This is a genomic window from Rhizobium redzepovicii (assembly GCF_019793435.1).
Classification (GTDB): Bacteria; Pseudomonadota; Alphaproteobacteria; order Rhizobiales; family Rhizobiaceae; genus Rhizobium; species Rhizobium redzepovicii.
The window spans coordinates 1-23860 of record NZ_JAILYH010000004.1 but is presented as its reverse complement, the minus strand read 5'-3'; the positions used below and the strand labels follow the sequence as shown (position 1 = coordinate 23860).

Genomic DNA, 23860 nt, shown 5'->3' with positions numbered 1-23860 from the left:
GCCCAATCGCCGAGCCTCAGCCTAATGCCTTGTACCAAGACGGTGACGTTACGGCTTTACGCAGTCGGGATGCGCCGCCTGGAAGGCCGGCAGTTCGGCGCACCGGGTATCGATATCGACGATGCGTTTGAGATGCGTGAGATCAACGCCCCAGCGACGGGCGTTATAGACTTGCGGGACAAGGCAGAGGTCGGCCATCGTTGGCTGATCGCCGAAGCTGAAGGTTCCGCCGGCGTCATCGATCATCGCCTCCAGTTTGCCAAGCCCGTCTGCGATGAAATGCTTCATCCACTCCTCGCGCGCGCCAGCCTTCTCGGTCACCTCAATCAGATGCGCCACGACATGCAGGTTGCAGATCGGATGGATGTCCATGGCGACCGCATAGGCCAACGCGCGGACATGCTGACGGTCGGTGATGTCCGATGGTAGCAATCGACATTCCGGGCGTAGCTCGGCCAGGTATTCGATGATGGCCAGCGACTGGGTCAGAACTTGCCCGTCGATCACCAGGGTCGGCACCAGCCCCTGCGGGTTCAGCGCGAGATAGTCCGGCTTCCTGTGGGCTGCCTCCAGAAGGTTGACTGGCACCGTCCTGTAGTCGATCTCCAGCAGGTTGAGCGCGATGCGGACGCGATAACTCGCCGACGATCGCCAGTAGTCGTAGAGAACGACCTCGCTCATTCCGCCCTCACTCCGCCATAGCGTTCGACCGTCTGCTCGATCGCCCCGAAGATCGAATGGCCGGCACGGTCCTTCATCTCGATGCGGACCTGATCGCCGAACCGCATGAAGGGCGTAGTCGGCGCGCCGGTTTCGATCGTCTCGATCATCCGGATTTCGGCGATGCAGGAATAACCGTCGCCGCCGTCTTCGACCGGCCGGCCCGGGCCGCCGTCCCGCTTGTTGGACACCGTTCCCGAGCCGATGATCGTTCCGGCCGCGAGATGGCGGGTCTTGGCGGCATGGGCAATCAGCTGGCCGAAATCGAAGGTCATGTCGATGCCGGCATTGGCCTTGCCGAAGGGTTTGCCGTTCAGGCTGACGAGCAGCGGCAGATGCAGCTTGCCGCCATCCCACGCCTCCCCCAGCTCGTCCGGCGTCACCGCAACAGGCGAAAAGGCCGAGGCCGGCTTGGACTGGAAGAAACCGAATCCCTTGGCCAGTTCCTCGGGGATCAGGCCGCGCAGCGACACGTCGTTGACGAGCATCACCAGGCGGATGGCGTCGCGGGCGGCCTCAGAGCTTGCCCCCATGCCGACGTCGCCGGTGATGACGGCGACCTCGCCCTCCATATCAATGCCATGAGCCTCGTCGGCCGCGACGATCGGATCGCGCGGCGCGAGGAAGACATCCGAGCCGCCCTGGTACATCAGCGGGTCGGTCCAGAAGCTTGCCGGCATCTCGGCTCCGCGGGCCTTGCGCACCAGTTCGACATGGTTGACGTAGGCGGAACCGTCGGCCCATTGATAGGCCCGCGGAAGAGGTGACGTAGCGTCATGCTCGTGAAAACGGAGCGTCGGCTGGGCGCCGGTCTCGATGCCTTCGGCAATCAGCCGGAGTCTCGGCGCCACATGCTCCCAGTCGTCGAGGGCTGCCTGCAGCGTGCGGGCGATGTGGCCGACTTCCGAGCAGCGGGTCAGGTCGCGGGACACGACGACGAGGCGGCCGTCCCTGGTGGAGTCCTTCAAGGTCGCAAGTTTCATGTGTCGATTCCGATGCTATCACTTGATACCGGGGGTTCCGTCGAACTTGCGTTCCAACCCGTCCCAGCACTCGAGATAATCGTCCTGCAGCGTTTCCAGCTCGGCGGCGTATTTCGTCAGTTGCTGCGGGTATCGGGTCTCGAACATGAAGGCCATGGTGTGATCGAGCTTCACCGGTTTGAGCTCGGCATTGGCTGCCTTTTCGAAGGCGAGCGCATCCGGCCCGTGCGGCAGCATCATATTGTGCAGGCTGATGCCGCCGGGCACGAAGCCCTCCTCCTTGGCGTCATACTGGCCATGGATCAGCCCCATGAACTCGCTCATGATGTTGCGATGATACCAGGGCGGACGGAAGGTATGCTCGGCCACCAGCCAGCGCGGCGGAAAGATCACGAAATCGACATTCGCCGTGCCGGCATCTTCGGTCGGCGCGGTCAGCACCGAAAAGATCGACGGATCGGGATGATCGAAGAGGATGGCGCCGACCGGAGAAAATGTCCTGAGATCGTATTTGAACGGGGCATAATTGCCGTGCCAGGCCACGACATCGAGCGGCGAATGGCCGATCTCGGTGACATAGAATTTTCCGCACCACTTCACATGCACGCGGCAAGGCTTCTCCTTGTCCTCGTAGGTGGCGACAGGCGTCTTGAAATCGCGCGGGTTCGCCAGGCAGTTGGCGCCGATCGGGCCACGTTCCGGCAGCGTGAATTTGGCGCCGTAGTTTTCACAGATGTAACCGCGCCAGACCGGCTGCTCGCCGATCCTGAGGACCTTGAACATCATGCCGCGGGGGATGAGGCATATTTCCAGCGGCTCCACATCCATGATGCCCATTTCGGTGAACACCCTGAGGGCGCCGAGCTGCGGCACGATCAGCAGTTCGCCATCGGCGTTGAAGAAGTAATCGTCGACCATGTCCTCATTGAAGACATAGGCATGGGCCGACATGCCGACCTGGGTCACGGCATCGCCTGCCGTCGTGATCGTCCGTACTCCTTCCAGAAAATTCAGTCTTTCGGTCGGCGCGGGGATAGGGTCCCAGCGAAGCTGGCCGAGAGGGAGCGAATGCTCGTCGAGGCAGGGCGCGGTCTTCCAGAGCGGATAGGAAGCGTTGGAGAAGCGGCGGGTGTGACGCACGCTCGGGCGGATGCGGTAAAGCCAGGACCTCTCGTTCGTGCCGCGCGGGGCGGTGAACGGCGAGCCGGAAAGCTGCTCGGCATAGAGGCCGTAATTGCATTTCTGCGGGCTGTTCTGGCCCTGCGGCAAGGCGCCGGGAAGCGACTCGGTTTCGAAGTCGTTGCCGAAACCCGGCATATATTTCAGTGTGTCCGTCGCCGCGGCTTCACCGCCGGACGTCTGGATCGATGTCTGGTCCATGCTCAACTCCTCCCATCACTCTCGCTGCGCCGCGCGTCTTTTCAGACGTGCGAGAGAGTTTACTCCGCCGCCGTCCCGATGACACCACGCTTGATCTGATCGGCCTCGATCGACTCGAACAGCGCCCGGAAATTGCCTTCGCCGAAGCCTTCGTCGCCCTTGCGCTGGATGAATTCGAAGAAGATCGGGCCGATCACGGTTTTCGAGAAGATCTGCAGCAGGATTTTCGTCATGCCGCCATTCACCACGCCCTCCCCGTCGATCAGGATGCCGTGCTTCTTCATGCGCTCGATCGGTTCGCTATGGCCGTTCACCCGTTCATAGGACATGTCGTAATAGGTCTCCGGCGGACCCGGCATGAAGCGCAGGCCGTTGTCGGCAAGCCGGTCGGTGGCGCCGTAAATATCCTCGGTGCCGACGGCGATGTGCTGGATGCCCTCGCCCCGGTACTTCTTCAGATATTCCTCGATCTGGCTGGTGTCGTCCTTCGATTCATTCAGCGGAATGCGAATCTTGCCGCAGGGCGAGGTGATGGCGCGGCTGACCAGACCGGTGATGCGACCGTCAATGTCGAAGAAGTGGATCTGCTTGAAATTGAACAGCTCGCGGTAGAAATCCCACCACTTGTCCATATTGCCGCGGAAGACATTGTGCGTGAGATGGTCGAGATAATAGAAGCCGATCCCCTCAGGACGCGGATTGCGCTCACCAAGCCAATCGAACTCGACATCGTAGGCCGATCCCTTGGCGCCATAGGTCTCGACGAAATAGAGCAGCGAGCCGCCAATGCCGACAATTGCCGGAACATCAAGCATCTTGTCGTCACCTTCATAGGGAACGGCGCCTTTCGACACGGCATGGTCGAAAGCATGTTTGGCGTCGACGACCCGCCAGGCCATCGATGCGGCGCAGGGACCGTGCTTATCGACAAAGTGAGCGGCATGGCTGCCGGGCTCGGCATTGACGACATAGTTGATGTCGCCCTGGCGCCAGACGGTGATGTCTTTCGTCTTGTGCCTGGCAACGGCTACATAGCCCATGCGCGTGAAAAGTTCGCTGAGCTTCTCGGGTTCGGGATGCGCGAACTCAACGAATTCGAAGCCGTCGGTGCCGGCCGGGTTGTCGGCGGTGATTTCGGATGGCGGCGCATCATGCGGGAAAGGACCCATTTTCTCCTCCTGACGAGATGGAGTTTAACTGTGCAAAGTGTGGCGCAAAACACGTGCAAAATCCTTGCATTCTTCATATCAAGAGAAGATATTATGCACGGTTCGTGAGCAATGTGGAGATTTCTTGCAATGGATGAACAGCTCGACAAATTGGATTTGCGCCTGCTCGAGGAACTGCAAAAGGACGGCAGGTTGACGAATAACGAACTGGGGGATCGTATCGCGCTTTCACCGTCGCAATGCTCGCGCCGGCGCACGCGGCTGGAAGCCGAGGGCTATATTCGCAGCTACCGGGCCTATCTCGATCGGGAGAAGCTGGGCCTGGATATGCTGGTGGTCATTTCCGTGACGCTTGCGACCCACAATAGAGACAATGCCCGCCGATTTTCGCAGTTGATCAACGGGCTGCCGGAGGTTCTCGAAGCCTATGCCTTGACGGGTGAAATGGACTACCACCTGAAGGTGGCGGCCCGCGGCCTCGCCGACCTTTCAAAATTCGTCAACGACGTTCTCTTGCCGCACGAGTCGGTCCAGCACGTGAAGACCTCGATCGTGCTCGACACGCTGAAGACATTCGAGGGCTTTCCTGTGCACATGCCGGGCGGCCGGCATGGCGACAGCATGCGATAAGTTTGAAAACATCCCCGCCCCGCCGGCGGCAGGCGTCAGAGCGGCAATTCGGTCGAGAATTTCAGTTCGCGCAGCACGAAGCTCGAGACCACGGTGCGCACGTGCGGGTTGCGCATAAGGTAGCGCGTCATGAAGGCTTCGTAGCTTTCCACGTCCCTCGCCCGGATCTTGAGCATATAGTCGAAGGCGCCCGACAAGGCATAACACTCCATGATCTCCGGCCGCTCCAGCACCACCGTAGCGAAAGAGGCGACTGCCTCTTCATGGTGATCTTCCAGCGTCACATGCGCGATCACGCAGAGCTTGAGATCGAGTTTGCCGGGATCGAGCAGCGTCACCCGCTTGCGGATAACACCGTCGGCTTCAAGTTCCTGGATCTTCCGCCAGGCGGAGCTCTGCGACATGCCGGCCTTCTCAGCAAGATCTGCCAGCGACAGGCTGCCGTCGGCCTGGATGAGCTGCAGAAGGGTGCGGCGAAAATTCCCAGTTTCTTTCATTTCTAGCCCCAGGCTCGGGAAAATTTGCCACCATTATTGCAAGACCCAAGATGAAAGAAAAGAAAATCCGCCGAAGCTGGAGGATAATGGCAACCATATCGTCGTGTTCCGGGAGGATCAGCCTATGACCAAGGAAAGCAGCTACACCGCTAAATTGCCCGGCCCGGACGGCCTTTATGACTACACACCCGAGGAAGACGCGATCTGGGGCGAACTCTACCGGCGCCAGATGAAGATGCTGGCCGATACTGCCTGCCGCGAATATCTAGACGGCGTCACATTGCTGGGGCTCAAGCCGGAGAAAGTGCCGCAGCTTCTCGATGTGAACAGGCGCCTGAACGAGACCACCGGCTTCGGCGTCGAAGGCGTGCCGGCGCTCATCCCGCCCTCGCGCTTTTACGAGCTTCTGTCGCAAGGCAAATTCCCGCTGGCAACCTTCCTGCGCCGCCGCGAGCATATCGACTATATCGAGGAACCTGACCTCTTTCACGAGGTGTTCGGCCATTGCCCGCTGCTGACCAACCAGAGCTATACCAATTTCGTGCGCCATTTCGGCGAAACCGCCGTCCGTCTCGGCAAAGGTTATTCCTGGCACCTGTTCCGCATCTTCTGGTTCACCGTCGAATTCGGGCTGATCAACACGCCGCAGGGCCGCCGCTGCTTCGGCGCAGGCATTGTCTCGTCGCCAAGCGAAGCGAAAGCGGCAACCGAAGGCACGACCTGCGAGTTTCGGCCGTTCGATCTGCTGAGTGTGCTGAGGACGCCCTACCGCATCGATATTCTCCAGCCGATCTACTACGTCATCGACAGCTTTGCCGATCTGGAGGCGATCGTGGAGCAGGATATCGAGGGCACGATTCTCAAGGCGAAATCGCTCGGTGATTTCGCTCCCGCTTTCGAAGCCAAGGCTTCGTAAACGCCGACGGAGCGAAACGAGGGCGGGGATTTGGCGATCTCTTCCCTCTCACTTCGGAGCGGCTGAACTTCGATCGACGAAATCGACCAGGATGCCCGGCTTGACCATGCCGGCCAGTTCTTCAACGTCCCAGTTCGTCAGCCGCACGCAGCCATGCGAGCCAACCTTGTCGATCAGCTTTGGCTCAGGTGTCCCATGTATGCCATAGGTCGGCTCGGTCAGATCGATCCAGACGGTGCCGACCGGGCCGTTCGGCCCTTTCGGAATGGTCAGGACCTTGTCGTTCTTTCCCTGCTTGAAGTTGCGCTTCGGGTCATAGCGGTAGACCGGCATTCTCGCGACGCCCTTGACCTTGTGTTTGCCCGACGGCGCCGGGTTGTCTTCGCTGCCGATCGTCGCGGGATAGACTGCAAGCAGCGCTCCGTCCTCAGCATAGGCGAGCACCTGGCCCGTCTTCCTGTCGGCCTCGATCCTCTTGACCTTGCCTTTCCTCGGGGGACCGGGATTCACCACCCAAACCGTGTCGCCAGGCGCAAATTGCGAAGCCGGGTTGAGCGCATTGACGAGATCGATACCCATGTGGAACCGCTCGGACAGCTTTTCCGCAACGCTGGTATATCCCAGGCTCTGCATCTTGGCCTTCTCGCCATAATCCTCGGGTATCCGATCGACGAGGCCCTTGGCATCGTCCGCCGAGACGACATAGCTTTCAACGATCGGGATCAGGGCATCCTCTTCCAACCGGGAAACGACGTTCGGATCCGGCCTGCCATCGACGGGCAGGTTGTTCATGGCCTCGAAACCGGCCACCGCCTTGTTGACGTTCTCGCCGGCGAGCCCGTCAATGACGCCAGGAGATGCGCCTGCCCGGTCGAGAAGGACCTGGAGGCGGACGATTGCCGGGTCCGGATCTTCGGACGAGCGCTTTTCTGTTTTGATTGATGCAATCGAAGCGGCGTTGATCGCATCGGGTTTGAGTTCCGCCGCGACACCATCGCCAACGGAGATGATCAAAGCGAGCAGCGACATCGACAGGGCTGTTTTCATAGACGACAAATGGCCATCGCCGAAACTTGTTCCATCGAGCAAAGATCCTCGGACTTTAGGCTTAGCCGCTTATGTCCTCCTTCAAATCACAGGTGCGTCCCACGCCTCCTGGCTTCCCGCGATCTTGCCGCGCGCCGCGCCGGCCTCAGTTCCGCAATCGTCGGCAGCCACCACTCGGCGCCTTGAACGGCAGGCGTTTTCGCAGGCCAGGTGCGGAGGAGTTCTTCGAGCGTGGGCGCCCGCCAATATCCCCAGACGTGATCCTCGGTCACGCCGGGATAGAAATCCGCGACGATATCCGGGTCGGCCAGTTCGCCGGTGATCTCAGTAAAGATGACAATGCCGTAGGAGATGGCGACCGGTCTTCCCAGCGGCGGCAGGTCGTTGCCGGGAAGCGGGTAGCGATGACGCTTTCGTTCCGCAGAGCGCAGCTTGCTGCGCTTTTCCAATTCCGTCCCTTTCCGCTCCTCGGCCCGGCGCCGTCTCTCTTCCGGCTCGTTTCTGCGAGCCGCCGCCTCGATATCGGGCCATCTGCGCCTGAGGTCCTCATAGGATCGGAAAGGAACGTGCCATATTCTGAGATCGCCGTCCCAGCGAGAGAACGGCACCTCGCGCAGTTCGTCGACGACGGTTTTCGAGTATGGCGTGCGGATTCGAAAACCTGCCTTGCCGAGTTGAAGATATGGGCTGTCGATCGGATCGAAGGAAAAAGAGTCGCGCCCCTTGGCATCCGCATGGGCGTCGGCTTCGGCCTCCAGCTCCGCAAGCCATCGGCCGATGCGGCGGGGCGCCGTCCGGCCGGGGACGAACCAGGCCTTGCGAGCGTCGCTCCAGCGGGCACGGGGGAAACGCTTTCGGAACTGCTCGATGGTCATCCTGTCGTAGGGGAAGGACACGTCGGCACCGGACTTGGGATCATCTCCGCCGGCCGGCACCTCGTCACGATCTGCCGGGGATTTTGTTTCGGTCATGGACAGAGAACGTTTGCACGAAGGGATCGGTTTCCAGTGGACGGCCGGAAGCGACCAAATTTGCACTTGGAAAAACGAGGCCGCGAAAAGACTGAGGCCAATTCCTCTTCAGTGAATTGTCTTCAATCGCGTTTCCGCTTGTGAACCATCCTGCAGTGTCGCCATTAGCTTTTCAAATTCGTTCAGGACACGATTGAATTCGGCGTCGGGCATGCCGGTGATCTCCGCTATCGTCGAGGAAACGGAGGCAATGAGCCTGTCGATCCAGATGCAGCGATCGGCCGGTACATGGCCGAGAACCTCACGCCGATGGGTCTGCAGTTCGCGCAGAATGCGGACGATAAGGGCGCCTCGGTCCGTCCTGCTCAGGAACCGGAGCCTTGCCTGCGCCCTCTGAATTTCCGTTATTAGCGTCGTCGCCATCCCCTGATCTCCGACCCTCAATGCAACCGATATCACAACCGTAGCGTTTGAAACACGGACTTAGGTCCGACATTGACGCGGCATGGCGATGATCAATTGCTCGCCGCCACGATGACCGGCGCGTCGCAGTTGCGCCGCGGCCCGCCCCACGGCTGATATGTATTGTCCTCAGGCCGATACGACCTGTAGCGAGCGGCGCACCAGGCCGCCGCCTGCGGGTTCACTTGCGGGCTCGCGCTTTCATCGGCCGCTGCGACATCAAGCTGGTGCGGCGAAGAGCAGGCGCGGATCTCACCGCTATAGGATCGATAGCTGTTGGTCGCAGGATCGAAGGAGCGGTAGCGTTGCGCGCACCAGGCAAGGTGCTCGGCCGAAAATTTTGGTTGCGGCGGCGGGGGTTCGGTTGACGGGCTGGTGGGATCCGGCTTCGCCCTTGCCGTCATGACGGCCGGCGCCTCGGTGACATAGCTGGAATAGACGGGCGCAATCCGTTCATAGCGCTGCCGATGGGGCTCGACTTTCACCGGCCCTGTCGTCCAAAGATCGGGCTCGGCGAGGTTCTGCAAGGCATGCGGTTGGGAATCCGCCACGACGTGGGAGGCAACGGATGCGGCGGCTATGCAGGCCCCGACCGAGCTGACAATGCCGAAAGCGACGGATGCGAGGCCGTTCATTGTCCTGTTCCCTGCTGTTGAACCTGTGGAACCCAGACGCGGCCAGCCGTGCTGCCTTGTCGGCCGCCGGTGACGACAAGTATGGCGAGGATACCGGCGATCGCCAGCAGAATGGCGATCAGCGGCAGAGCCAGGCCAGCGGATTTCTCTTCGGAATAGATCATGTTCCTCTCCTCATCCCGGCTGCGCAAGGCCGCCGGGTGCCGGCTGCTATGCCGAGATGATGTAGACGATCGTCAACGCAGAGGGATCGACGATGACGATCCGGCCGTCGGCGAGGATGAAGAAACGATAGGCCTTGTACTGCGGAACGATTTCCACGATCCGCGGCGGCAGCGGCTCGAGCCTGATCTTCTTCGGGATGGCCGTGCCGACCGAAACCGTGAAATCCGTCTCACGAACCGGCTCGACATGAACGTCCTTCACGACAGTCCGGATTTCCGTCTGCTGCTCGACCGAGATGTTGACGTTGGTCGTGTTGTTCGCCTCGGTCTTGGCGGTGTTCTTGGTGTTGCTGTCGACGGACGTGTTGTTGTTCTCGACGTTCGTCTTGCTGTTGGACTGGGTCTCGGTCGAACTGCCGGAAGACTTCGCGGCATCGCCGGATTTTTGGGTTTCGCCACCGATCGAGGTGCCGGTGGATGTCTGGGAGTCCTGGCTGCCGGCGGGCTTCTGGCTTTCCGTCGAGGACTCTTTCGACTTGGGCGTCTTCGAGCTGTCAGAGCTTCTGGACTGCATCTTTGCGCCCGGCTCGGTTGCCGTCTGACCGGAGGATCCATCGGTGGCGGCCCCAGAGGATGCGCCCGACGAGCTTCCGTCGGAGCCTGAAGGTTGCCGCGTGCCCTGGCTTGTCGATGTGCCCGCACCGCCCGCTTCCGGCTGCTGCGCGGCACCACCGCTGGACTGGTCGTTCTGAGCCGCACCCTTCTTAGGCAGGATCGGCGCATCCTGCGCCGAGGCGGATATGATGCCGATTGGCGAGACGCCGATCGAGAGTGCCGTCATCAGGACGGCGGGTATCCTGGTCTTCATAACAATCTCACTGATTTTGTCCGCACGACGTCGCTACTGCGCGCCGTGCGGCCGTTCTAAACGATGATTTCGGGAGTGAGCCGCGGAACGGGGCCGCGGAGAGGATCAAGTCACTTGATAACCTGGATCACCTTGCGGGATGACGGTTCGACAATGACACGTTCATCATTGACCACCGCGTAGGCATATGTCGGATCATCCGGAATGGGCGTCACGACGACCGTTTCCGGCAGCGGTTGTCCGACGACAACCTTCTCCTTGACAACCACGCGCGCCGATGGGGCCGGAGCCTCGCGGACATAGGTGACAACCTTCTGCGGCGGCGGATCGATCGCGGTGCCCACGACCGCGCCGGCAACCCCGCCGACAGCAGCGCCGACGGGACCGCCGACGATTGCCCCAGTGACCGCACCGCCGGCCGCGCCATTGACGGTCGAGGACTGGGCGAATGCAACGCCTGACATAAGAGCCGCGGCGGTTGCCGCGCCGACAATAAGCTTGGAGAGCATATTTTCCTCCTTCTGTTTTGAAGCGGCCTTGGTGACCGCTGCCAAACCAACCAGTTGGAAGCGGGGTCGTTCCACGCCCCGGACCTCAGTCCGATCGATCCCGGCCTTTGGTCCTAAACGCATTTCAATGTTCGTTGCGGGCGCTACTTTCAGATCAAAAGGCGTTGTCGTTCCGGGCCTAAGCAGGAGAAAGAACGAGATGGCACGATCCAACCGCAGGGAGGCGGGACGCAGACGCCTGGCGATGCGGCTGCCGGAGATGCGGAAGCCGATCATGGAAACGCGCGACCCACGGCTGCTCCAGCTTTTCGAGGCGTACCAGATGGCCGTCGAAGCGCGCGACGCCATTCGCAAGCGGCGGTTCGATTGGAAACTGGTGCGGGAGTACGACGAGACCTGTTTCGAGATCGAAAAACATGTCATCCGCGCCATACACGAACCTCCCCTTGCGAACAGACAGAAGGCCGGCGAGCCGTCATAGCGTGCCGGATAGGCCTTTGAACATAGCGTGTGGAGGGTGATTGGTGCGCAGCCCCCAGGGAACTACGAAACGCTGCCGGCGACGACCAAGGCGCTCATGCCGCCGCTAGGACGAGCTCCGTGACGCGCTTCCACGCGCTCGGCCACCTCATCGACGATCTCGGACATGCGTTCCGGCGCCCGCCATTCGATCTCGCCCCGCAGAAGCGTGCCCTGGCAGAATGCGGCTGCGACGTCCTGGGCGCTGGCCGCGACGGAGGTCAATTCGAGCCGGTTGCAGGTCACTGCCTTAAATCCTGCCGACGACATCTGCGCCTTGATGGCGCCGGGGTCGAAGTAGGAGTACGGCAAGCGCCGGAGAAAATCCGGAGGGTCGGATGGGAAGAGACCTGCCAGACATTCGTCGACACAGCTCGCGAAGTCATTGGCCGAAAGTGAATCCCACGTCGAAAACAGAAAGCGGCCTTTGCTGCGCAACACTCTTTCAGCCTCGCTATAGGCCTTCACCTTGTCGGGAAAGAACATTGCGCCGAACTGGCAGATGACCAGATCGAACATCTCAGGCGCGAAGGGAAGATTTTGCGCATCGGCGTGCATCCAGTGGGTCCGCGACATCGTCACCGTTGGCGCGCCGATATCGATCATCGCCTGGCTGAGGTCGGTGGCAACGATTTCCGTGGGCGGATCAAGCGTTGCGCGCAGAGCGCGCGTCAAGGCGCCCGTCCCCGCAGCGAGTTCGAGAACGCTTCCAGGTTTCGACTGGTCGGCGGCGATCGCCATCTCCGCCGCATAGGGCTCGAAGAGGATGGGCACCAGGAGGGTCTGATATAGCTCGGCCATACCTTCATCGAATGGTGGGGCAGAAGTGGCAAATGCGGCGGCAGCGCCGTTCTCGATGTCAGCAGAAATTGTCACTCGCAAATCTCCAGAACCCCGAACCTTTCAGTGCTGAAATATGACTGAATCTGGTGACGTCCACGGGGGCCGGACCTAGGTCCGAGGCCTGTCAGACCGAAGTCCCGGGGGTGGAACGCGGACAGGACCGCGCCGTTTCGAAGGGGTGAAGGAGATCCTGAAATGGCTCAGACTAACAGATCCCGCGTCAATGACGCCTGCAACGTGTGCGTCGTCGCCCTTGTCGTCGTCATGGCGGCTCTTCTCTACGTTTTCGGTGCAGCCATGTCCGGCGATACGCTCCAGCTGACGAAAAGTATAAGAGGTGCCGAAATCTTCGATACCAGGGATGTCCCCTGACGCCGTCTGGAAAAATTTCGAGGAAGCGATAGGTTAGTCGGCAAGTCTCTTACCGGTATCACAATGAATTGGCTTCGCCGCTGGAATGCCCGCTCACTCGCCTCCCAGTTCTTCATCGCAGGTGGGTTGATCTCGATTGCCGCCATGTTCCTGGTGGGCATTCTCGTTACCCATCTCATCGAGGAGGCGGTCATCCACAATTCCGGTGCGGCAACGGCCCTCTATGTCGACAGCGTAGTCGCGCCGCTGCTTCCAGACATGCAAACGGCATCATTTCTGGATGAAGGCAGCGCGCAGGCTCTGGACGAAACACTTGGTCAGGGCGCGCTCGGCAGGCGGCTTGTTTCGTTCAAGCTGTGGCGAAGCGACGGCACCATCCTCTACTCGAACGAAAAGGAACTGGTCGGCAAGACCTTTGCGGTCAACGACAAGCTCCGAAATGCCTTCGCAGGGTCTCTCGTTGCGCGCTACGAAATCGCCGACGATCCGGAAAGCGAGAAAGAGCGCGCACTCGGCAAGCCGCTGATGGAAATTTACAACCCTGTGCTCCAGCCATGGTCCGGACAGGCCGTCGCCGTCATCGAATTCTACGAGACCGCGGAAGGACTGGGCGACAGTCTGGCAAATGCCAGGCTTCGGAGCTGGGCCGCCGTCGCCGCTCTGACAGCAATCTTTTTCCTGGTTCTCGCCGTCCTGGTGTTTCGGGTCAGCCGCACGATCGAAGCGCAAAGGAAAGATCTCAAGGAACGGGTCAACGACCTGTCTGCGCTGCTGGCGGAAAACCGTGGGCTGCAGCGGCGGCTGCAGCGCGCCTCCCAGCGCGTGGCGGCGCTGAACGAAACATATCTGCGCAGCATCGGCGCCGATCTGCACGACGGCCCGGCCCAGCACATTGCCTATGCCTCACTGCGGCTGGACAGCGATATGTTGATCAATGCCTCGACACCGCCCGAAGCGCGGGAAAAGGAGCTCGCATGGATACGTTCGAGCCTTGCCGAGGCGATGACCGAGATTCGTAATATCTGCAGCGGGCTGGTGCTCCCGCAGATCGAAAAATCCTCGATCAGCGAGATCGTCACCCGGGTGGTCGAAGCGCATCAGCACAAGACCGAGACTCGTGTCGAAACAATTATCGACGACGATGGACCCGAACCCGCACCTGCCGTAAAGATCTGTATCTATCGCTTCGTTCAGGAAGCCTTGAACAATGCCTATCGCCACGGCGGCGGTATTCAGCAGACTGTAAGCGCCGCCTCGCACAATGGACATGTTCATGTCGAGGTCAGCGACCGCGGCGATGGGTTCGACCCGATGGAGGTGAGGCCGACGAGCCTCGGCCTGGTGGGGCTGCGCGAACGGATCGACAGCCTGGGAGGATCCTTCGACGTCAAGACGGGCGAAGGAGGGACGACGGTCACCATGACCTTCGAGCCTATGGAAGTGGGAGATTAGACATGACATCCATCACGATCGGCGTCGTGGACGACCATCCGCTTTTTCGCGAGGGCGTAACCCGGAGCCTATCCGAGATCAGCGACTTTGCCGTCGTTGGGGAAGGCGCCAGCAGCGATGACGCTGCGATGATCGCTGCGAACAACCATCCCGACATCATGCTCCTCGATGTCTCGATGCCCGGCGGCGGGCTGTCGGCGATCAGCGATGTGCTGACGCGGAGTCCGGCAACGAAAGTGCTGATGTTGACGGTATCCGAAGAGGTGGACACGCTGATGGCAGCCCTGCAACGGGGCGCAATGGGCTATGTTCTCAAAGGTGTCGGTTCGCGTGGTCTCGCTGAAGCCATCCAGACTGTCCTGAGCGGATCACGATATATCTCGCCGACGATGTCGACAAAGGTCATGGAGAATTCGCTGAATGGCAGCGCGACCGAGAAGAACGGTCTGACGCCACGGGAACGCGAGGTGATGGATCTCGTCGCTCAAGGCTTGTCAAACAAGCATATCGGCCTGCGTCTCAGCCTGCAGGAAAAGACGGTGAAGCATCATATGACACAGATTCTGAGCAAGCTCGGCGTTTCGAACAGGACTGAAGCGGCTCTACAATGGCGCCAGCAGCGCTAGACCAGATGTCCGCATCCCCGCTTTGGGCTTTTTAGCGAACGTAGCGGCCGAGCCGCCGGGCATCGTTTGCGGTCGCTTGCCGGCTTATGATCGTCCTGCCCTTTCCGTCCTTCATCACGTAGCGGCCACGCCTCAGGGTTTCAGTAATGCCGTTCGCGTGGCGGACGTCGATTGAGCCATCGGACGCTTCGGTCGCTGTTGCCCCCGATTCCTGCGAGGCGCTCGCGGAGGAAGAGGCAGAGGATCCGGCACCATTGCTGGAGCTTCCACCGGCACTATTGCCCGAACCGCTATTGCCGTTGCTGCCACTGTTGCCGCTACCGTTGCCTCCGCCGTTGCCGTTGCCGCCGCCGTTTCCTCCGCCGTTGCCGTTTCCATTGCCATTCCCGTTATTGCCGTCCTTTGCCCGGGCGCTTTCTACCGCCAGAACAGGAAGGAAGCCGTCAAGGTTGAATGTGGCCGGCGATGCGGCTGCGACGAGAGCAATGGCCGCGCTGCCGCCCAATCTCAGAAAATCACGTTTCGAGAACGTCATACCATAGCCTCGTCCGCTCTTCGCCGTCTTACGCAATATAGACGCTGGCCAATTTTCGCCGTTCCGGCGGATAAATGCAACCGGACCTAGGTACTAGATCGGGCCGGACTTTGGTCCCGCCCGCCGGATTGCCGGGGCTATCAGCGAGGAAAAGTCCGAACGACTGTCGCTGGTGCTGGATTGCCCAGCGCGCCATCGGCGATATTCGCCTCCTCGTCAATACATGGCCGCATCAGGCGAATGCATTTTTCTGGAACTTCTTTCCTCGTCACCGATTTGATTGTCGAAGAGCAACAGAGGAAACAGTGATGGCAAACCCGAACGAATCCCCCGCAGTCCAATCCCTGCGAAAAGAGCAGGCAGAGCAGCAAAGAAGGGCTCGAAAGGGTGAGCTCGACAGAGGCATCGAGGGCACCTTCCCGGCCTCCGACCCAGTGTCGGCCACCCATACCTCGATCCCTGCCGGCCGCAGCGATATCGAGGCGGCTGAGCGGGTAAAGCGGGAGCCCGATCCGACCAGGCTCGACGAGGCGTATCCGCTCGTCGACCAAGCGCTGCGCTCGACCGGCGAAACCGGCGGCTTCGCCGAAGCCTCCGATTTCGATCGCGGCGAAAGGCGCACGCTTCAGAGAGAAGCCGGCCGCGTGGCGGAAACCGCTTCGGAGGTGGCTTCCGGGACGGCTCGTCTGGCAAAGGCGGAAGCGCGAAGCTTTGTCCAGGACGTCGAAGATCGGATACGCCAGCAGCCGTTGACGGCGGTCGCGATTGTTGCCGGCATTGCCTTCGTCTTCGGAGCGACGCGTTGAGCGATTAGCGTGAAAATTGCAACCTATAACGTCAACGGGATCAATGGACGGCTGGCCATCCTATTGCGCTGGCTCAAGGAGGATGCGCCTGATGCGGTCTGCCTGCAGGAACTGAAGACAGACGACGCCGGGTTTCCGCGAAAAGAGATCGAACGATCCGGCTACGGCGCCGTCTGGCACGGGCAGAGATCCTGGAACGGGGTTGCCATATTGGCGAAGGGCAAGACGCCGATCCTGACGCGGCGCGGTCTTCCCGGCGATCCCGACGACACCCACAGCCGCTATATCGAAGCCGTCATCGGCGGCACCGTGATCGGATGCCTCTATCTGCCGAACGGCAATCCCTTCCCAGGCGCCAAGTTCGACTACAAGCTTCGCTGGTTCCGTCGCCTGCACGACTACGCCGCCGAACTCCTGGAACTCGGCGTGCCGTCGATCCTGGCCGGCGACTTCAACGTCATGCCGACGGAGATCGACGTCTACAAGCCGGAACGGTGGCTCGACGACGCGCTTTTCAGGCCGGAGGTTCGCAAGGCCTATGCCAATCTCGTCGGCCAGGGCTGGACCGACGCCGTCAGGCATCTGCATCCAGACGAGCGCATTTACACCTTCTGGAAATACTGGCGCAACAGCTTTGAACGCGACGCGGGGCTACGGATCGACCACTTCCTGCTCAGCCCGGCCGTCGCGCCATGGCTTCGATCGGCGACTGTCCGCAGAAAGCCGCGAGGCTGGGAGCATACCAGCGATCATGCGCCCGTCATGATCGAACTCGACGTTCCCAGCGCTGCAGCCATTTGAGCCGCTATGCCGGCTCATTCATCCGCGCCGAGATCATAGATGCGGCCTGTCAGCCAGGCTGGCCAGTCTCGCTCGAAGAAGGATTTGGCATTTTCATCCAAAGTGCGGTTTGCACGCTTGGAAAGCCTGACCTCATCGCCCTCGAGTCGAACGACGATCTGCTCGTGCCTATGCGCGTCGCTTTCCTTCCGGAAGCGATATTCCTCCAACGGGCCTGCCTTCGCATGCGGAAGGGATTCGCCCTCGCCATCGCATACCGCCCGCGCTCCGCGGCTGCCGCCGCCATCGCGGATGAAGAAGTCGAGCGCGGTGAGCACCGCTTCCGAGGCGAGCGCCATATGCCGCCATTGCACGCCCCGGACCGCCTCGGCGGCGCGGCCGTAGGCGATACCTTCCGCGCGAATGTCGGCATTCAGCTTACGCGCTTCGATCAAGGCCCGGCTGACGCTCTCCTGATCACAGATGATGCCGGCCTTCTCGCTCATCCGCGCCTGCACCTCCGAGCGGATCGATTTGACGGTGAGCGGGCTCTCTGAGCGAAGAGCGGCCAGCAGTTTTGTGATGCCTGCTTCTGCTATAGCTGAGATCTCACCCGCGGCGGCCCGCTTCGCTCTTCCGCTTGCGCTGATATGCTCGGCCGCCCGGGTGCCGAAGACTTGCCCCGCATTCAGCGCCGCTCCACCGGGCCTTGTTACCCCATGTGTGCCCGCCGCTTCGCCGACCGCGTAACAGCCTGCAAGATTGCTGCGGCCCCAGGTGTCGACCATGATGCCGCCGTTCATGTGCTGGTTGTTGACGGCGAATTCCAGCGGCTCGGCGGCAATGTCGATTTTGTAGCGGCGGTAGAGCTCGATCGCGAGCGGGTTCATGTGCTTCAGTCGATCGATCGGCATGTCCTGGCCGGCGCCGGCTTTGCCGAGATAGAGGCGGACGTCTTCGTCAACTCTTTCCAAACTGAACGGCAAGTCGCCCGGCACCGGCGGCGGATTGCGGTTGAAGTCCATGAAGACACGCCGTCCCGCGGCCGTCTCGCAGTGGATGGCGAGGTCTACCAAGCTCGAGCCGAAATCGAGCATGCGCGTTGCATGAAACGGCCATTGATAGCCCTTGCGGAAGACGTTCGACGCCAATTCCTGCGTGCTGCGGTAATATTGCGCCAGGAAATGATGTTCGACGCCTTCGGCATCGACCGAGTAGAGATGCGGGATTGCCTGGACGTAAGTGCCCGACAGATTCCACGGGAAGCCTTCTCTGCGCGTTCCGATGCCGAACTGGCTTTCGGTCAGGTTAACGAGCTCGACGCCTGCCTCGAGCGCCAGCCCGAGCGAACCGAAGCAGCCATTGGGATAGACGCTGTCGCGGTAAAGCTCGCCCGGCCCGCCCGCTGCAAGCACGATCACGTCGCTGACGAACAAGGCGATGCCCAGCGGGTTTTCTTCCGTGCGGTCGCCGGCGCGCATGGCGAGTATGCCGACGCCATGGCGGCCCGCTCCCTCACCCTCGGTGAGGATTTTGACTGCGGTGGTCTGGTTGTAGAAGGGCACATTGAGACGGAGCGCCTCCTCGGCCAGCACTTTGACCATCAGGCGCGAGGTGCGCGGGCCGCAGCTGGTGGCGCGGCCGACCTCGTCATGGTCGGTCTGATATCGCAGCGTTCCGCCAAGCGGATCCTGCGGCAGCGGCAGGCCCAGGAACTGCAGCGATGCCATCATCCGCGACGAGCCGATCGCTTCGACATAGGCCGTGTCCTCGTCCATGGCACCGCCGCTGCGGATGGCGCGGGCCATCGCCTTGTAATTGTCGCCCTGATCCGCCGTGTTGGCCGTGTGCAGGGTCTGCTTGTCCGAACCGGAGCAGGCCGAGGTTCCGCCCCAGGCGCTTTGACTGACGATGACGACATCATCGCCGCGCCGCTTCATTTCCACGGCCGCACGCAGACCTGCCGCACCGGATCCAACGACGACACAGCCGGCTCGATAGATCGGCACGTCGACACCGGCGAGCCGAGCCATTGCCGGGGGACCGGCTTCAAGCGGAAGCCTGGGCATATCGACATCGGTCAGCGCGTCGAGAATTTCCTGCGGGACGTCTATGGTCATCGGCATTTATCCGAGCGGGATGTCGACCCAGCGCTTCTGCCGGGAGGACTCCATGCATGCGTCGACGATCTGGCAGATGTGGTGGCCCGTATCGAAGGTCGGCCACATCGGCTTGTCTGCAACGATCGAGCGGATCACCTCGGCCACCTCGATGATCTTGCTTTCGTTATAGCCGATGCCGAAATTCGGCAGCGGCAGGAAAGCGCGGAAGGTGGCATTTTCCGGGCCGACGTCGATCTCCCGGAAGCCACGCCGCCCCGTGCGGTCGTCGTTGGAGTAGAAGAGCAGCCGGTTTATCTCGTCATAGGTATAGGCGATGCTGCCTTTGGTTCCGTAGACCTCGTAGGTCTGCATGAATTTGCGCCCGGTCGCGACACGGCTGAAATCGACGATGCCGCCGGCGCCGTTGGCAAACCGGCACAAGAGGTTCGTCGCGTCCGGGTTGGTGATATCGGCCCAGGATTCGTTGCCTGTCAGTTTCACCTGCTCGCCATAGGCAAGGCCCTCGACGACGGGCCGGCGCGGCGTGACGATCAGATTGTCGGCAATCAGCGAACTGACGCGGCCGACCAGGAAATCCATGAAGCTGAAGATATGCGAGCCCGTGTCTCCAACGATCCCGGTCGGCGCCAGCTTGCCGTCGGCGCGCCACATGAAGGGGGCCAGGGGATCGCCGTACATGTCGACGTGCTGGCAGCCGCGGAACAGCTTGATCTCGCCGATTTCGCCGGATTCTATGATGTCTTTTGCCAGGTCATGGACGGGATTGCGGGGAAAGGCGTGTCCGACACGGGTGATTACACCCTTCTCTCTGGCGATGTCGGCAAGTTCCCGCGCCTCATCGGCGCTGTTGGCCAATGGCTTCTCGCAATAGACATGTTTGCCGGCGAGCAGAGCCGCCTTCGCCACCTGATAGTGCAGGTGATCGGGCAGGCAGATATCGATCAGATCGACCTCGGAATCGGCGACCGCCAGCTTCCAATCCTGATAGATCCTGGCGCCCGGCGCCCTGTTGCCAATATCCTGCGCTACGTCAGGGTTGCTGTCGACCAGCGCCACGATCCGCGCCGTTCCCTCCGAGACGCCGAAGAAATGCGGAAAGGTCTGATAGGCCATCGTGTGGACCTTACCCATCCAGCCCGAGGCGCCAAGCACTGCAACTCTCACTTCAGACATCGTCATTCTCCTTAGCGGATTTCTGCGCGGGCTCGAGGCCTGATATCGTTGCGCTCATACGCGAAGATCGCCGACGGCAGCGCAGGCAAGCCCTTGATAATATCCGATCCCTTTTCGCCGACCATGATCGTTGGCGCGTTGGTATTGCAGGACGGCACGCGGGGCATGACCGAGGAATCGCAGACCCTCAGGCCATCAAGGCCGTGGACCTTGAGATCCAGCCCGACGACCGCGTCCGGCCCCGTTCCCATCTTGCAGGTGCCCACGGGATGATGGTCGGTCTTTGCGTTGGCGCAGCCATAGTCGAACAGCTGCTCGTCGGTCATGACTTTCGGCCCGGGAAGCCGTTCGGCCATGACAAAGGGCTTCAGCGCCGCCTGCTGCATGATCTCGCGCGCAATCTTCAACCCCTCCAGCGACATCTTCCGGTCGTGCGGATCGGACCAGTAGTTGGGATCGATCAAGGGCGCGGCACCTGGGTCGGCGGATGACAGACGCACCGTCCCGCGCGAGCGCGGATGCAGGTAGGCGGAGTTCAGCGTCACGCCCGCATTTTTCAGCCGCTCGACGCCGGCTTCGATGCCCGATCCCAAGCCGAGATGAAACTGGATATCGGGAGAGCGGGCATCGGGATCGGCATACCAGAAGCCGCCGGTCTCGAAGAGCGACGAGGCGACCGGACCGGTGCGGAACAGGACATATTGAACCCCGGCCCAGAGTGTGCGGTGAAACTTCGCGACGCCGTCATAGGTGTGATCGCCGGTGCATTCGGCGATGACGAAAAGATCCAGGTGATCCTGCAGATTGCCGCCGACGCCGGGCAGATCGTGGTTCACCTTGACGCCCGCCGATTTCAGATGATCGGCCGGCCCGATGCCGGACTGCAGAAGAAGCTTCGGCGATCCGATCGCACCTGACGACACCAGGACCTCGCGTTCGGCGCGCACGATCTCCAAGCCACCGGCGGTTGTGATCTCGACGCCTGTTGCTCGGCCTCCTTCGACGATGATCCGCGTAACGCGCGCGCCTGTTCTGACCGTCAGGTTCTTCCGGTCCCTGATCGGCGAGAGATAGGCGAGCGACGCCGAAGACCGGCGGCGATTGCGCTGCGTCAGCTGATAGAATCCAACGCCCGCCTGCTGGCGGCCATTGAAATCGTGATTATAGGGAATGCCGAGCTCCTGCCCTGCCCGGATGTAGGCATCGCAGATCGGCAGGGATGCTGCCGGCATCGAGACACCCAGCGGGCCGCCATAGGCGTGATAGTCGTCGGCGAAGCGCTGATTGTCCTCGGCGCGTTTGAAATAGGGCAGGATCGAGCGATAGTCCCAGCCCTCACAGCCGTCTTCGCTGGCCCAGAGATCGTAGTCGGCCGCGTTTCCGCGCGTATAGAGCTGGGCGTTGATCGACGAGCCGCCGCCGATGACCTTCGCCTGGGTGTAACGGAGCACCCTGCCCTTCATGTGCTTCTGGGGGACGGTTTCCCATCCCCAGCTGGCCACGCCCTTGGTCATTTTGGCAAAGCCGGCCGGCATGTGGAAAAGCGGATTCCAGTCGCCGCCGCCCGCTTCGAGAAGCAGTACTTTGACATCCGGGTCTTCGCTGAGCCGGCTTGCCAGGACGCAGCCTGCAGGACCGGCACCGGTGATGATATAATCGAATCCCATCTTACTGTCCTATTTGAGAGCCGGAACGCGCCAGCGGATCTGCATTTGCCTGCAGGTCCTTCGATGCGATGTGATCTGCAACTCTCAGCGCTTGGCTGGCGACGGTCAGCGCGGGATTGACCGCAGCCGAGGTGGGCAGAAAGCCGGCGTCGACGACGAAGAGGTTTTCGTGATCGTAGGACCGGCAGTAGGGATCGAGCGGTGCCATCGCAGGGTCGTTGCCGATCCGAACCGTTCCGCACTGATGGGACGGCGTGCGCTTGTCGAAAGGCCGCGACAGCACGACGGGAAATCCGATCGACCGCAGGATCGACTTCAGCTTGGCGACGAGCGCCAGATGAGCGTCCCAGTTGGTCCTCTGCCATTGAAGAATGATCCGATCGCCATCGACCATGACTCGGCTTTCGGGATTGGGCACGTCTTCGCTCATTGCGTAGAAGTCGATGGCATGGCCGGTGATGAAACGGAGAAGCCATTCCGGAGCCTGCGGCAGAGAGCCCTTCAGAACCTTTTCGGAGATACGACCCAGGAGCTGGACGTTGCCGAGCGGCGGTCCCCCCTCTCCGTCGGAAAGGTAGAAATCGTTGAAGGCAAAGGTCTTCTGGTAGACGGCGGTGTTCCTGAACCGTGGCGAAACGCCGATCACGGCTGAGGCGTTGTGGTTCATGAAGTTGCGCCCCACCTGATCGGAAGAGTTGGCGAGGCCCCTGGGGAAGCGATCGTTCTTCGACCGCAGCAACAGCGCCGACGATTGGACCGCCCCGGCCGAAAGGATCACGATGTCAGGCGAGACAGTCAGCGTCTCACCGTCCTTGATATAGGTGACCAGGTCGATCCGGCGGCCTGATCCGGTGTCGAGCCGCGCCACGCGCGCATTGGTTTCGAGCCGGACGTTCTTATGTCTCAACGCCACCGCAAGTGCGGCGGTTTCGGCGTCCATCTTGCCGTCTCTTGCATTCGGATGGGCATCCCATGGCGTGCGCGCCTTGGACAGCCACGCGTCGAGATCCAACCCGAGCGGCAGGGAAGACGGATGCAGGCCTTTCGCCTTGAGGCGGGCCCTGACATCGGCGACCGGCGCCTCGTCGGGCACGGGCGGGAATTCGTAGGCAGTCGAGTGATACGGTTCGGTTGGATCGTCGCCGAGACTGCCGCGGACCTGATACATCCGCTCCGCCTTGGAGTACCAGGGCTCCAACTCCTCATAAGGAAAGGGCCAGGCCGGCGACACGCCTTCCCGGTGCTCGATCACACCGAAGTCTTCTTTGCGGTAGCGCGACAAGACGGCGCCGTAGAATTTCGAATTGCCGCCGACATTGTAGTAGTTGCCGGGGTTGAAACCCTTGCCGCTCGCCTCGTACCAGATTTCCCTAGGGCGGAAATGACCTCGCTGGAAGATAGCGCGCTGGTCGCGATTGACCGGAAGATCGGCGATCTGATCGCCGGCTTCGAGGATCAATATGTCAGCGCCGGTCGCGGCCAGGCCGGCGGCGACAGTGGCGCCGCCGACGCCTGAGCCGATGATGACGATGTCTGGTGAACTGCTCATCTTAGCCTCTGACCATCAGGCGATCCGCATCTGGCTGTCGGGATCGAAGAACACGGCCTTGTCGAGATTGAAGGCAAGGCGGGTGTTTTGTCCGGGCGCGATGCCGGCATCGGCGCGCAGGCGGGCGACGACGGATTTGCCGCCGAGCTTGGTGACGGCAAAGGTGTCGGAGCCGGCCGGCTCGACGACCTCGATCAGGCAATCGTCCTCGGTCAGCGAGCGCGCCTTGCGGTCGGCGCCGTCGGGATCGGTCAGCGCCTCGGGGCGGATGCCGAAGATCACTTGGCGGCCGGCATAGGAAGACAGGCCGTGATTGCCGGAAACAACTGGCAGTCTTAGCGGCGCGCCATTCGGCCGCTCCAGTGCGACGGCAAGGCCGCCGGCGCCGTTCTCGACGGTGGCGGTCAGCAGGTTCATCGCCGGCGATCCCATGAAGTCGGCGACGAAGAGATTGGCCGGGCTGT

General features: G+C 61.4%; 27 protein-coding genes. 8 read left to right on the top strand and 19 right to left on the bottom strand.

The window, feature by feature from the left end; translation table 11 throughout:
* Positions 1-48: 48 nt before the first annotated feature.
* The 4 genes from maiA to hppD are packed head-to-tail and all read right to left on the bottom strand — an operon-like array spanning position 49 to position 4252.
* On the bottom strand, positions 49-681 hold the full coding sequence (maiA, locus tag K6N12_RS07175; RefSeq protein WP_097625176.1) for a maleylacetoacetate isomerase: 633 nt from the start codon (positions 679-681) through the stop codon (positions 49-51).
* On the bottom strand, positions 678-1703 hold the full coding sequence (locus tag K6N12_RS07170) for a fumarylacetoacetate hydrolase family protein (RefSeq protein ID WP_097625175.1): 1026 nt from the start codon (positions 1701-1703) through the stop codon (positions 678-680). The genes maiA and K6N12_RS07170 overlap by 4 nt, the downstream gene beginning before the upstream one ends.
* A gap of 18 nt (positions 1704-1721) precedes the next feature.
* Positions 1722-3083 (bottom strand): homogentisate 1,2-dioxygenase, encoded by a 1362-nt coding sequence (gene hmgA / locus K6N12_RS07165; protein WP_097625174.1) that lies wholly within the window; start codon positions 3081-3083, stop codon positions 1722-1724.
* A 59-nt stretch (positions 3084-3142) separates the two neighbouring features.
* Positions 3143-4252: a 4-hydroxyphenylpyruvate dioxygenase gene (hppD, locus tag K6N12_RS07160; protein WP_097625173.1), complete on the bottom strand. Its 1110-nt coding sequence runs from the start codon at positions 4250-4252 to the stop codon at positions 3143-3145.
* 129 nt (positions 4253-4381) lie between these two features.
* Between hppD and K6N12_RS07155 the strand changes: the two genes are divergently transcribed.
* Positions 4382-4882 (top strand): Lrp/AsnC family transcriptional regulator, encoded by a 501-nt coding sequence (locus K6N12_RS07155; protein ID WP_097625172.1) that lies wholly within the window; start codon positions 4382-4384, stop codon positions 4880-4882.
* A gap of 35 nt (positions 4883-4917) precedes the next feature.
* On the opposite strand, the gene K6N12_RS07150 is transcribed toward K6N12_RS07155, so the two are convergent.
* On the bottom strand, positions 4918-5379 hold the full coding sequence (locus K6N12_RS07150) for an Lrp/AsnC family transcriptional regulator (protein ID WP_097625171.1): 462 nt from the start codon (positions 5377-5379) through the stop codon (positions 4918-4920).
* Between the two features lie 124 nt (positions 5380-5503).
* On the opposite strand from K6N12_RS07150, the gene K6N12_RS07145 reads away from it, so the two are divergent.
* On the top strand, positions 5504-6295 hold the full coding sequence (locus K6N12_RS07145; protein ID WP_222148789.1) for a phenylalanine 4-monooxygenase: 792 nt from the start codon (positions 5504-5506) through the stop codon (positions 6293-6295).
* Between the two features lie 48 nt (positions 6296-6343).
* On the opposite strand, the gene K6N12_RS07140 is transcribed toward K6N12_RS07145, so the two are convergent.
* The 7 genes from K6N12_RS07140 to K6N12_RS07110 all read right to left on the bottom strand — a co-directional run bounded on the left by K6N12_RS07140 (position 6344) and on the right by K6N12_RS07110 (position 10951).
* Positions 6344-7351 (bottom strand): L,D-transpeptidase family protein, encoded by a 1008-nt coding sequence (locus K6N12_RS07140; protein WP_179867098.1) that lies wholly within the window; start codon positions 7349-7351, stop codon positions 6344-6346.
* 77 nt (positions 7352-7428) lie between these two features.
* Positions 7429-8313, bottom strand: a complete 885-nt coding sequence (locus tag K6N12_RS07135; protein ID WP_097625168.1) for a hypothetical protein — start codon at positions 8311-8313, stop codon at positions 7429-7431.
* 108 nt (positions 8314-8421) lie between these two features.
* Positions 8422-8736: a hypothetical protein gene (locus tag K6N12_RS07130; protein ID WP_097625167.1), complete on the bottom strand. Its 315-nt coding sequence runs from the start codon at positions 8734-8736 to the stop codon at positions 8422-8424.
* A gap of 92 nt (positions 8737-8828) precedes the next feature.
* Complete coding sequence (locus tag K6N12_RS07125) at positions 8829-9410, bottom strand: BA14K family protein (RefSeq protein ID WP_097625166.1); 582 nt, start codon at positions 9408-9410, stop codon at positions 8829-8831.
* The gene (locus K6N12_RS07120) at positions 9407-9574 is read right to left on the bottom strand and encodes a hypothetical protein (RefSeq protein ID WP_165503983.1); all 168 of its coding nucleotides are present in this window, start codon (positions 9572-9574) and stop codon (positions 9407-9409) included. The genes K6N12_RS07125 and K6N12_RS07120 overlap by 4 nt, the downstream gene beginning before the upstream one ends.
* 46 nt (positions 9575-9620) lie before the next feature.
* On the bottom strand, positions 9621-10442 hold the full coding sequence (locus K6N12_RS07115) for a DUF1236 domain-containing protein (RefSeq protein WP_097625165.1): 822 nt from the start codon (positions 10440-10442) through the stop codon (positions 9621-9623).
* 110 nt (positions 10443-10552) lie between these two features.
* A complete protein-coding gene (locus K6N12_RS07110; RefSeq protein WP_097625449.1) occupies positions 10553-10951 on the bottom strand; it encodes a DUF1236 domain-containing protein in 399 nt (132 codons plus the stop codon).
* Positions 10952-11150: 199 nt separating this feature from the next.
* Here K6N12_RS07110 and K6N12_RS07105 point away from each other — a divergent pair, with 199 nt between their 5' ends.
* Positions 11151-11432 carry a hypothetical protein gene (locus K6N12_RS07105; RefSeq protein WP_097625164.1) on the top strand — a complete coding sequence of 94 codons (282 nt, stop codon included), beginning with the start codon at positions 11151-11153 and terminating at the stop codon, positions 11430-11432.
* A gap of 62 nt (positions 11433-11494) precedes the next feature.
* On the opposite strand, the gene K6N12_RS07100 is transcribed toward K6N12_RS07105, so the two are convergent.
* A complete protein-coding gene (locus tag K6N12_RS07100) occupies positions 11495-12346 on the bottom strand; it encodes a class I SAM-dependent methyltransferase (RefSeq protein ID WP_097625163.1) in 852 nt (283 codons plus the stop codon).
* Between the two features lie 162 nt (positions 12347-12508).
* Between K6N12_RS07100 and K6N12_RS07095 the strand changes: the two genes are divergently transcribed.
* The 3 genes from K6N12_RS07095 to K6N12_RS07085 all read left to right on the top strand — a co-directional run bounded on the left by K6N12_RS07095 (position 12509) and on the right by K6N12_RS07085 (position 14763).
* A complete protein-coding gene (locus K6N12_RS07095; protein ID WP_165503984.1) occupies positions 12509-12685 on the top strand; it encodes a hypothetical protein in 177 nt (58 codons plus the stop codon).
* A gap of 63 nt (positions 12686-12748) precedes the next feature.
* Positions 12749-14137, top strand: coding sequence for a sensor histidine kinase (locus K6N12_RS07090; RefSeq protein ID WP_097625162.1), 1389 nt, complete (start codon positions 12749-12751; stop codon positions 14135-14137).
* Between the two features lie 2 nt (positions 14138-14139).
* Entirely contained in the window at positions 14140-14763 is a 624-nt protein-coding gene (locus K6N12_RS07085) for a response regulator (RefSeq protein ID WP_097625161.1), read from the top strand.
* Positions 14764-14794: 31 nt separating this feature from the next.
* Here the strand turns inward: K6N12_RS07085 and K6N12_RS07080 are convergent, their stop codons facing one another.
* The gene (locus K6N12_RS07080; RefSeq protein ID WP_097625160.1) at positions 14795-15298 is read right to left on the bottom strand and encodes a hypothetical protein; all 504 of its coding nucleotides are present in this window, start codon (positions 15296-15298) and stop codon (positions 14795-14797) included.
* A gap of 308 nt (positions 15299-15606) precedes the next feature.
* On the opposite strand from K6N12_RS07080, the gene K6N12_RS07075 reads away from it, so the two are divergent.
* The gene (locus K6N12_RS07075; RefSeq protein WP_097625159.1) at positions 15607-16104 is read left to right on the top strand and encodes a hypothetical protein; all 498 of its coding nucleotides are present in this window, start codon (positions 15607-15609) and stop codon (positions 16102-16104) included.
* A gap of 9 nt (positions 16105-16113) precedes the next feature.
* Complete coding sequence (xth, locus tag K6N12_RS07070; RefSeq protein WP_097625158.1) at positions 16114-16905, top strand: exodeoxyribonuclease III; 792 nt, start codon at positions 16114-16116, stop codon at positions 16903-16905.
* A gap of 14 nt (positions 16906-16919) precedes the next feature.
* Here xth and K6N12_RS07065 read toward each other — a convergent pair whose 3' ends face one another.
* The 5 genes from K6N12_RS07065 to K6N12_RS07045 form a co-directional block, all read right to left on the bottom strand.
* Entirely contained in the window at positions 16920-19004 is a 2085-nt protein-coding gene (locus K6N12_RS07065) for an FAD-dependent oxidoreductase (protein ID WP_097625448.1), read from the bottom strand.
* A gap of 6 nt (positions 19005-19010) precedes the next feature.
* Positions 19011-20180: a Gfo/Idh/MocA family protein gene (locus K6N12_RS07060; RefSeq protein WP_097625157.1), complete on the bottom strand. Its 1170-nt coding sequence runs from the start codon at positions 20178-20180 to the stop codon at positions 19011-19013.
* Positions 20181-20191: 11 nt separating this feature from the next.
* On the bottom strand, positions 20192-21847 hold the full coding sequence (locus K6N12_RS07055; RefSeq protein ID WP_131711841.1) for a GMC family oxidoreductase: 1656 nt from the start codon (positions 21845-21847) through the stop codon (positions 20192-20194).
* Position 21848: 1 nt separating this feature from the next.
* Positions 21849-23396 (bottom strand): GMC oxidoreductase, encoded by a 1548-nt coding sequence (locus tag K6N12_RS07050; RefSeq protein ID WP_097625155.1) that lies wholly within the window; start codon positions 23394-23396, stop codon positions 21849-21851.
* A 15-nt stretch (positions 23397-23411) separates the two neighbouring features.
* On the bottom strand, positions 23412-23860 hold a 449-nt coding region (locus tag K6N12_RS07045; protein ID WP_485064269.1), incomplete at its 5' end, for an ATP-binding cassette domain-containing protein.